The sequence below is a fragment of the Arthrobacter agilis genome, from assembly GCF_006494655.1.
In the GTDB taxonomy this organism is placed as follows: Bacteria; Actinomycetota; Actinomycetes; order Actinomycetales; family Micrococcaceae; genus Arthrobacter_D; species Arthrobacter_D agilis.
On the sequence record NZ_VHIM01000013.1, the window covers coordinates 1 to 5,442 of the forward strand.

6 protein-coding genes are annotated in these 5,442 nt (G+C 62.4%); 3 read left to right on the forward strand and 3 right to left on the reverse strand.

Annotated features, from left to right (window positions below; genetic code table 11):
- Positions 1-160 precede the first annotated feature (160 nt).
- A complete protein-coding gene (locus tag FJV46_RS14890) occupies positions 161-730 on the reverse strand; it encodes a P-loop NTPase family protein (RefSeq protein ID WP_087025321.1) in 570 nt (189 codons plus the stop codon).
- A 116-nt stretch (positions 731-846) separates the two neighbouring features.
- Between FJV46_RS14890 and FJV46_RS14895 the strand changes: the two genes are divergently transcribed.
- The gene (locus FJV46_RS14895) at positions 847-1,692 is read left to right on the forward strand and encodes a class I SAM-dependent methyltransferase (protein ID WP_087025317.1); all 846 of its coding nucleotides are present in this window, start codon (positions 847-849) and stop codon (positions 1,690-1,692) included.
- Complete coding sequence (locus FJV46_RS14900) at positions 1,689-2,102, forward strand: YunG family protein (protein WP_087025314.1); 414 nt, start codon at positions 1,689-1,691, stop codon at positions 2,100-2,102. Before FJV46_RS14895 ends, FJV46_RS14900 begins: the two co-directional genes overlap by 4 nt.
- Before the next feature lie 278 nt (positions 2,103-2,380).
- Here FJV46_RS14900 and FJV46_RS14910 read toward each other — a convergent pair whose 3' ends face one another.
- Positions 2,381-3,898, reverse strand: coding sequence for a SulP family inorganic anion transporter (locus FJV46_RS14910; RefSeq protein ID WP_087025308.1), 1,518 nt, complete (start codon positions 3,896-3,898; stop codon positions 2,381-2,383).
- A 277-nt stretch (positions 3,899-4,175) separates the two neighbouring features.
- Between FJV46_RS14910 and FJV46_RS14915 the strand changes: the two genes are divergently transcribed.
- Positions 4,176-4,550 (forward strand): hypothetical protein, encoded by a 375-nt coding sequence (locus tag FJV46_RS14915; RefSeq protein ID WP_126130588.1) that lies wholly within the window; start codon positions 4,176-4,178, stop codon positions 4,548-4,550.
- 107 nt (positions 4,551-4,657) lie between these two features.
- Here the strand turns inward: FJV46_RS14915 and FJV46_RS14920 are convergent, their stop codons facing one another.
- Positions 4,658-4,972, reverse strand: a complete 315-nt coding sequence (locus FJV46_RS14920) for a hypothetical protein (RefSeq protein ID WP_126130587.1) — start codon at positions 4,970-4,972, stop codon at positions 4,658-4,660.
- Positions 4,973-5,442: the final 470 nt, after the last annotated feature.

Consider the following 5,442-nt stretch of genomic DNA (forward strand, 5'->3'; position numbering starts at 1 on the left):
ACGGACGGCTCGAGCACCTCCGCGGATCAGCCCTCGGCTTCCGAAACCTCACCCACTACATCGCCCGCAGCCTCCTCGAATCAGGCGGCTTCAGACCCCAACTGCACTCTTATTTACGATGAGCCACAAAACGGTGCGCAGAGACGCATTGGTTTGGGGCTCAATCCTTGCACGTAGGTCGGACGGACGGTTGCACGGGGGCCACTGCTGCTATCCAGACATTCAGGTCGCGTGGTCGGTGGAAGGACAGGACAGGTGGCATGGACGGGTCGGCCCTTATGTGCTTGATCGCGTCCCGTTTTCGGGTGAAGGTCTTGAAGTGCCAGGCGATGATGGAGTCCTTCGCGAGGGCGCGGCGGAGAGTTTCGGTGTTGCCGTTGCACACCGGGTGTTTGCTGATGATGCGTCGGATGGTTCGGCGGATGAGGCCTCCGAGGGAGAGCCACCTCGGGTAGTCGAGGAACACGATGAGTTCGGTACGGGCGAGGATGGTGTCCCGCCAGGACGAGTAGGCGCTGACGAGAACCCATTGGTCCTGCGCGGCGATGGTGGCCTCGATCCGGTATTGATCCTCGAGCGGGCGGCCCTTCCAGCCGGGCAGCCATCCCAAATCGTCGTCGGCCGAAAACTCAGGAACCCCTGTAGCGATGGCATAGGCGTGGGCGGCTGAAGTTTTCCCGCTGCCGGTCACGCCATGGAAGAGAACCCGTTGAGCTGGCACACCTGTCATGAGAATCACCGTAGTGCCCTCGAAAACTGTCGAGGAGTCGAGGGATAACCTGAGTTAGGACGTGGGGAACGACGGGACGCAGCTAGGCGTGATTCTTTTGCTCGTAAGCTCGCCTCATGGGTGATGACCGGATTGCGATTAGTTGGGATGCTGCACGGGCGAGTAATCGGGAGAACTGGGAGGATCGGGTGCCCCTGCATGAGGAGGCGTACGCGATCAGTGATCTTGATGAGCCTGACCATGTGAGCGCAGTAATCCGCACGGACCTGGATGCTTTGGCAGCGTTCCTTCCGGGTGGCACGGTGGCTGGCCTGGATGTGTGCCACCTGCAGTGCCACATCGGCACCGACACACTGTCATTGGCCAGGGCAGGAGCCCGAGTGACCGGTGTCGACTTCTCTCCCGCAGCTCTGACATCCGCTGCCGGTCTTGCAAAACGGTTGGATCTGAAGGCAACCTGGGTGGAGACCGACGTCCTTGATGCTCGTGCCGCGGTCACCGGTGACTTCGACCTCGTTTATACGAGCATCGGAACCATCAATTGGTTTCCTGATCTGGACCGATGGGCGTCGCAGATCGCCGGGCTCCTACGCCCCGGGGGAACCTTCTACATCCGTGACGGACACCCGGTCCTCTACGCACTCGATGAGCATGCCGAAGGACTGAGGTTTCGGTTCCCGTACTTCAGCACCGGCCACGCTCAAGTGTGGGATGAGGAATCCACCTATGCAGGAGAGGGCACGGTCGAGCATTCTCGGACATATCAGTGGGCGCACCCTTTGTCCGACATCATCAACTCTCTCCTCGGAGCTGGTTTGCAGCTCCTTCGGGTCAATGAGGGCACTACGCTTCCGTGGAAGTTCTCGCCCCGCATGGTCCAGGTGCCTGGTGGTTTCGCGTGGCCGGAGGCCGAGCGTGGCCTTGTACCATGCACCTACACGATCATCGCCCGGAAACCATGAGCGTCAGTTTGCTCGAGATTGAGCGAGCCTTCCGCCAGTCCTGGGGTGCCGACACCACCTGTCTCGACACCGCGAGCCTCACCACGTGGACGCCCGACAACTCGGCACATGGGCAGTGCGGCCCCACAGCCCTCGTCGTCCAAGACCTGCTCGGCGGTGATTTGCTTGTCGCAGACGTCACCGGCGGCACCGAGCACGACCAGGTGCACTACTGGAACCGCTTTGTCAGCGGCGTCGAGATTGACCTGACGCGAGAGCAGTTCGGACCCCACCACATCATCGGGGAGCCCCGCGTCGTCGTCCGGCCGCCTGGAGGGCCGCGGGCGTATGCCCAGGAATACCGACTACTCCGCGCACGAGTAAACGCCGCCCTGGCCGATAACCAGACGAGTCGCACGAACATCCGATGAAAATTTCGTGCTGATGAGCGGATCGGTCAGCGGGGACAGTCCCGCGGTCTGTCCCGGCGCGGTAGCGGCGCTGATGAGTGCACCGGCGGCCACAACACCCCACCAGGACCGGCGGGCAGGTGTTACAGAAATAGTGGGGGTGCCGTTGACGGCATGCATTGGGTGTCTCTCGTGCAGGTGTCTGCGCGTCGTTGTCTTTTCGAACCCTATATAAAGGGCTTGGCGCGCGGGCAGGGTTCGGGTTCCGTGATACCCGAACCCGACGCTTGTTGAAGGTGTTAGTGGCCTCCACCGAGGTGCCCGCCGAGGCGTTCGCGGATGGCCAGGCTCGCGGTGTTCAGACCATCGATCTGGACGGTCTTGCCGTAGCTTTCGTACTTCGCCGTGATCGCGTCGAGGGCAGCGATGGTGGAGGCGTCCCAGAGGTGGGAGCCGTACATGTCGATGACGATCGTGTCCGGGTCCTCGGCGTACTCGAACTGCATGTAGAGGTCGTTGGAGGACGCGAAGAACAGCTCTCCGGTGACCTCGTACTTGGCGACTTCGACGCCGAAGTGCTCCTCGACGGTGCGGTTCACGGTGACGAAGTGCGCGACCCGTCGGGCAAAGGCGACCATGGCGACGAGGACGCCGACGAGGACGCCGATGGCCAGGTTGTGCGTCCACACGGTCACGACGACGGTGGCGAGCATGACGGTGGTCTCACTCTTCGGCAGGCGCTTCAGAGTGGCGGGCTGGATGCTGTGCCAGTCGAAGGTGGCGATGGACACGAAGATCATGACGGCGACCAGTGCTGCCATGGGGATGAGTGCGACGACGTCGCCGAGGGCGACGACCAGGATCAGGACGAACAGTCCGGCCATGAAGGTCGAGATTCGGGTGCGTGCTCCGGAGGCTTTGACGTTGATCATCGTCTGGCCGATCATCGCGCAGCCACCCATGCCGCCGAAGAACCCGGTGATGATGTTCGAGGCGCCCTGACCCCAGGACTCGCGGGTCTTGTGGGAGCGGGTGTCAGTGACATCATCGACGAGCTTGGCCGTCATGAGGGATTCCATCAGCCCGACCACGGCCATGCCGGCGGCGAACGGGGCGATGATTTGGAACGTCTCGAGAGTCAGCGGCACGTTGGGGAAGAACAGCGACGGGAGGCTTTCGGGCAACTGGCCCTTGTCGCCGACCGTGGGGACGGTGATTGCGAAGATGACTGCCGCAGCGGTGACGACCACGATGGCGACCAGGGGTGCCGGGACGACCCGGGTGATCCGCGGGAGCAGGAAGATGATGACCAGCCCGACGGCGACCATCGGGTAGACCAGCCACGGAACGCCGAGGAGTTCGGGGAGCTGGGAGGTGAAGATCAGGATCGCCAGGGCGTTCACGAACCCGACCATCACTGAGCGGGGGATGAACCGCATGAGCTTCGCGACTCCGGCCAGGCCAAGGATGACTTGGAAGACGCCGGCGAGGATGACCGCGGCAATGAAGTAGTCGATGCCGTAATTAGCCACCAAGGGCGCGATGACCAGCGCGGTTCCAGCGGTCGCGGCGGAAATCATCGCGGGCCGTCCCCCCAGGAACGCGATGGACACGGCCATGGTGAAGGATGCGAACAGGCCGATGCGGGGATCGACGCCGGCGATGAGGGAGAACGCGATGGCCTCGGGGATCAGGGCAAGGGCGACCACGAGTCCGGCGAGGACCTCGGTCCGGAGCAGGCGGGGAGTGCGCAAGGTCCGCCACACGGATTGGCGGTCCTCCGGGGTCAAGGGCGGAGCGGTCGTGGCAACAGCCATAGGGGTCCCCTTCCAGGGATCAGGAGGGCGCATCAGCTGCCCTCGGTGGTGAAGAAGGTGGAAGCGCGGCGCTGCGTCCGGAAGAAAGAGGGAAGGCCTTGTCGACCTTTCGATAACTATATTCTAACGTAACGGTAGAGTTGAGCTAGAAGGATGACAGTAGTGACCGCGTGGGCCGAGGGCCAGGGCACCCAGTCAAGGCGTACTCCTCATCGCAGGGGTCCTCCTCACCTCAAACGCCTGGTCCCCGAAATCGAACGCCGGGGTGTGGCGGACCATGGTGGCAGTCGCCGGCCTTTCATGGATCGTCATCGGACTCATTCCCGAGGACGTCAACCTCACCGAACACTCCATCGGCGCGCTACCCATCGTCACCCTCGGCAACATCGCACTCATCGTCGCCGGTGTCTCCGCGTCAACCCGCACCCGGCCCCTCGTGCGCAGGACTGCCCTCATCCTCCGGGTCCTCGGACTACTGGGCTTCGCCCTCACCGCGATCGCAATTGCGAACCCGAAAGGCATCATCGGCATCGGAGTCGCAGAACGGGACCGTTCTTCCCCTACAGATTTGGGTGCAAGTCACGGGCCTCAACATCCTCAAGCGGCCACGAGTCCCGCAACCAGCCGGCTGTGCACTGGGGATGCGGGATGATGTAGGAGGAACTCGTCAGTTCAGCGATCCTCCCCGCCGGGTGAGGGTGCGTAGGTAGATGCTCCGGCGTGTGTGCTCTCGACGAGGTGTTCGGAAGCCCGATGGAATCAGTGAGTGCTTGCAGCAGACTCTTCGGTCGTCGTTGCTTGTTCGCTTGCTTCCGCGTGACGGATGACCAGGGAGGCCGTGATGAGTGTGGCGGAGAGCAGCACGCATGGCACCAGCAGTGTCACGTAGATCAGCGAAACAAGCACAGCGACGGGCTCTGATTCCCAGGCTGCGAAAAGCGGCATGAAGCTCAGGCTGTCTCCCAGGCCGAAGTTCCTGTTGATGAATGGGCCGAGAACAATCAGAACTATGGCAGCGACGCCCAGTCCTGCTCCGAATTTCATCGTTGATCTCGCCAGTGTTGCAGCAGACATGTCACTCCCGAGAGTTGGCCGGAGGGCCCATCCAATGGATGGCACGTGATTCACGTCCGAGTATGGGCGCGATCCTTACCGGCATCAACGCTGGACCCGGATCGGAACCCACCCGTTAGCAACACGTCCGGTGAACGATTCCGTTCCGTGCGGTTGGTGGTTGGCGGGTGTACTTGGCGCAATACGGGTCGATCAAACTGTTCGAGGACCGGCGGCAGGGTGATGCGAATCGCGCCGAGTAGGCGCAGAGTGGCGGGCGTTGGAAGTTTACTGGCTCGACAAACACGGCTGCACCGACCGCTGTTAGAGGGAAGTAAGCGACTCGACCCCGTGCAACTAAACTGGCTCTTCATACTTGAGGTGGGAGCGCTGAGCGACACGCCGTGAGCACCTGACTCCGAAATGAGGTCGAGACCTTCCAAGATCGGCAGTGACTAAGCCGCTCAATCCGGAAGGCCTCGACAATGTCC

Bases quoted from the DNA above. Each gene is read 5' to 3' on its own strand.
- FJV46_RS14895 (WP_087025317.1), top strand. From the start codon at position 847: ATGGGTGATGACCGGATTGCGATTAGTTGGGATGCTGCACGGGCGAGT.
- FJV46_RS14910 (WP_087025308.1), bottom strand. From the start codon at position 3,898: ATGGCTGTTGCCACGACCGCTCCGCCCTTGACCCCGGAGGACCGCCAA.
- FJV46_RS14920 (WP_126130587.1), bottom strand. From the start codon at position 4,972: ATGTCTGCTGCAACACTGGCGAGATCAACGATGAAATTCGGAGCAGGA.
- FJV46_RS14890 (WP_087025321.1), bottom strand. From the start codon at position 730: ATGACAGGTGTGCCAGCTCAACGGGTTCTCTTCCATGGCGTGACCGGC.
- FJV46_RS14915 (WP_126130588.1), top strand. From the start codon at position 4,176: ATGGTGGCAGTCGCCGGCCTTTCATGGATCGTCATCGGACTCATTCCC.
- FJV46_RS14900 (WP_087025314.1), top strand. From the start codon at position 1,689: ATGAGCGTCAGTTTGCTCGAGATTGAGCGAGCCTTCCGCCAGTCCTGG.